The organism is Longimicrobium sp., assembly GCF_036554565.1.
Lineage (GTDB): Bacteria > Gemmatimonadota > Gemmatimonadetes > Longimicrobiales > Longimicrobiaceae > Longimicrobium.
The window spans coordinates 1-2896 of record NZ_DATBNB010000213.1 but is presented as its reverse complement, the minus strand read 5'-3'; the positions used below and the strand labels follow the sequence as shown (position 1 = coordinate 2896).

General features: G+C 67.7%; 5 protein-coding genes. 1 reads left to right on the top strand and 4 read right to left on the bottom strand.

Annotated features, from left to right (window positions below; genetic code table 11):
• Positions 1-337: ATP-binding protein (locus VIB55_RS05715; protein WP_331875704.1), on the top strand; the 337-nt coding region annotated here is incomplete at its 5' end.
• Between the two features lie 30 nt (positions 338-367).
• Here VIB55_RS05715 and VIB55_RS05710 read toward each other — a convergent pair.
• The 4 genes from VIB55_RS05710 to VIB55_RS05695 all read right to left on the bottom strand — a co-directional run bounded on the left by VIB55_RS05710 (position 368) and on the right by VIB55_RS05695 (position 2846).
• The gene (locus VIB55_RS05710; RefSeq protein ID WP_331875703.1) at positions 368-934 is read right to left on the bottom strand and encodes an RES family NAD+ phosphorylase; all 567 of its coding nucleotides are present in this window, start codon (positions 932-934) and stop codon (positions 368-370) included.
• Positions 934-1689 (bottom strand): hypothetical protein, encoded by a 756-nt coding sequence (locus tag VIB55_RS05705; RefSeq protein ID WP_331875702.1) that lies wholly within the window; start codon positions 1687-1689, stop codon positions 934-936. The genes VIB55_RS05710 and VIB55_RS05705 overlap by 1 nt, the downstream gene beginning before the upstream one ends.
• A 96-nt stretch (positions 1690-1785) precedes the next feature.
• The gene (locus VIB55_RS05700) at positions 1786-2271 is read right to left on the bottom strand and encodes an HAD-IIIA family hydrolase (protein WP_331875701.1); all 486 of its coding nucleotides are present in this window, start codon (positions 2269-2271) and stop codon (positions 1786-1788) included.
• A gap of 23 nt (positions 2272-2294) precedes the next feature.
• On the bottom strand, positions 2295-2846 hold the full coding sequence (locus VIB55_RS05695; RefSeq protein WP_331875700.1) for a hypothetical protein: 552 nt from the start codon (positions 2844-2846) through the stop codon (positions 2295-2297).
• Between the last annotated feature and the right edge of the window lie 50 nt (positions 2847-2896).

Here is a 2896-nt window from a genome sequence, read left to right as displayed (position 1 = left end):
GGACGCGCCCAAGGTGAGGCAGATCCTGACGAACCTGCTTTCCAACGCGGTGAAGTTCACGGAGGAGGGGCGGATTACCGTCGAGGTGATGCGCGACCACACGTACCACATGGTGCGGGTGCGCGACACCGGGCTGGGCATTGCCCCCGAGAACCACGAGCGCATCTTCGACGCGTTCTGGCAGGTGGAGCAGTCCGCGCGGCGCGTGGCGGGGGGCACGGGGCTGGGGCTGAGCGTGGCCAAGGACCTGGCCACGCTGCTCGGCGGGCGGCTGGAAGTAGAAAGCGGCCTGGGCGCCGGCACCACCTTCACCCTGGCGCTCCCCGCCGCCGACTAGCCGCCGCTGCGAAAAGCAGTCAGCCGTCGGTCAGACCAGTTGGATCTCGCATTCGTCCAGCACCTGGTCGCCGATCCTGCTCGCCCCCAACGCCACCGGCGCGCCCGCGCCCCGGATCTTGTGGCTCGCCCGCTGGAACACGGCCCAACACAGCTGGCTGGTGTCCCACCTGGACCGGAACTGGATGCCGTCGATGCTCGGATCGCGTGCGTGAAGCATCGCGGACATTTCCTGGCACTCCGCGTATCCCGCCGCGTGGGCACGCTCTGCCCCGATCCCGAACCGCCGCAGGGAAGCACCTTCGAACTGCAGCACCCGCAGCTCTTCCGCGAGGTACACCCGCGAGACGGAGCGGCGCTTCCACTCGTTCTGATCGACCACACACCGGTCCGAGCCCCGCACCAGCGTTTCCAGTACGGCCACCGCGGGACTCTCGCCCAGGTACAGCACGCCGAAGCCGCCGGCGGGATCGTCGAACCGCTTGTCGGCCCGCGTACCGTACCAGATGGCCCCGAATCGCGTCTCGTGCACGCGCCAGAGCGGGCGCGACACCTCGACCGATACAATGGGGAGCCTGGCCGGGAGGCTGATGGCCACTACGAGGCCCCGTGCTCCCCGTACGTGCGGACGCGGGCCAGCACATCCTGCATCACCGCCGGATCATCCAGCGAATCGATGATCGTCGCTTCCGATCCCGGCGCCCGGTCCAACAGGATGGAGAGCAGCACCCAGGGATTCATCGTCCCGGCGCTGCTCACGATCTCGGCGATGCCGGGGCGCAGGTCGCCCGACGCGAACTGGCTCGCGGGGAATCCCCATTCGCCACCGGAGAGCGGCACGGCGAGGATCTGGTTTCGTGCCCGGCGCTGGTTGACCGCGGACACCGTCTTTCCGAGCAGCCGCGCGACTTCGCCGGACGAAAGGCACCCGCCGGCCGTCTGAAGCATCTCCTGCTTGGCCGCCGCGCCGCGGGCCAACGCGCGAGTGGTGGCCGTTTCCCTCGCCAGCCCGATTTCCGGCGCCGCGTTCAGCACCTCGACGATGGTCGCGGCGGGCGACGGCGCCGCAATGGCGCGCTGAATTTCTTCAACGCTCATCTGCTTCAACGAGCGGCGGAACAGCGCCGTCACCTTTTCGACGAGCGAGTACTCGACGCCCTCACGAAAGCTTCGTGGCGTGTCATGCACCAGAAGATTCGACCCGCGGGAAAGCCCAGCGCCGCGGACGGCGATCTTCCGGCGGCCTACCTTCGATATCACGTGTTCCGAGGGGATGTACTTGCCGCCCGGCCTGGACTTGCCGCCGGGCATGGCTGAAACCCTCCCGTGCGTCTTGCCTGAATTTTTCGCCATCAAAGTCCTCTTGTAGATGTGATACCCGCTCCAGCGTACCCACATCTACAAGCTTAGTGCCGCTCGGAGAGCCAGGCAAGCTCATTTATCGCGGCGTCACCATCCGAAGAAGTCCCACGCCCAGGCGAACCCCACCCCTGCCCTGCGCGCCGCCTCCTGGTCAGACGGCGCATTTCCCACGAACAGCGTCTCCGCCTCGCTCACGCCGAAGTGCCGCATGATGTCGTGAAGCATTCCCGGCTGCGGCTTTCGGCACGCGCAGTCCACCTCCAGCGCGTGCGGGCAGAAGCGGATGCAGGCGTCCGGCCGGCGCGCGCCCGTGGCGACTTCGAGCAGGTCCTCGAACATGCCGCGGCACGTTTCGGCGGTCATGTGGCCGTACGCCACGTGGTCCTGGTTGGACGCGATACCCAGATACCCCCCCCCGCTTCCCCACTCCATCGACGACAGCCGCTCGCGGACGCCGGGGAGCAGCTCCCACTCGCCGGGGCGGTGCGGGCACGGCTTTCCGGGCACGGTCGTGCGCCGCAGCGTGTCGTCGGCGTCGAAGATGTACAGGCGGATCGGCCCCGGTCCGGTCATGGTTGGATTGCGAGGGGCGGGGGTCAGTACAGCGGCCGGGCCTTGAACTCCGCCCTGACTCGCGCCTTCCGGCCGGTCACCACGTCCGGGTGCCCGAAATCCCTGTACACTTCGTGTGCGGCGAATTCCAGCGTCCCCATCACCTGCACGCCCTTCTGGCCGGCGATCTCTACGTGCCCCGAGTCCGCGACCCACGTGTTGTAGACGGCTGCTCTGTGCGGAGGCAGGAAGGTCGTGATGGTGAGGTCGGCGTGGATGGGCGCCGTGGCGTCATCCTCGGCTCCAATGCGATACGTGCCCGGCTCCGTGGGCACGTGGGCCTCGAACACGATGGACATGAGGGTGTCGCCGGCGGAATAGCCATCCACGCCCATCCCCACCCCCATTCCCTGCGGCAGGCGCGCCACGCTGGACGCCGATCCCTCCAGCGTCTTGTACGGGAAATCTCCTTCTACCACGGCACGGAACCGTCCCGGCTCCAGCTCATCACCGTCTGCGGGGTTGTCGCAGCCGGCGAGCACGAGGCCGTGCAGCAGGAGTGCGAAAACGGAAACAATGCGAGTGCGAGCTTTCATGGAACGTGCTTCCTATACGGAGATGCGGGTGTCGCCGCCGGTGCGGAGGG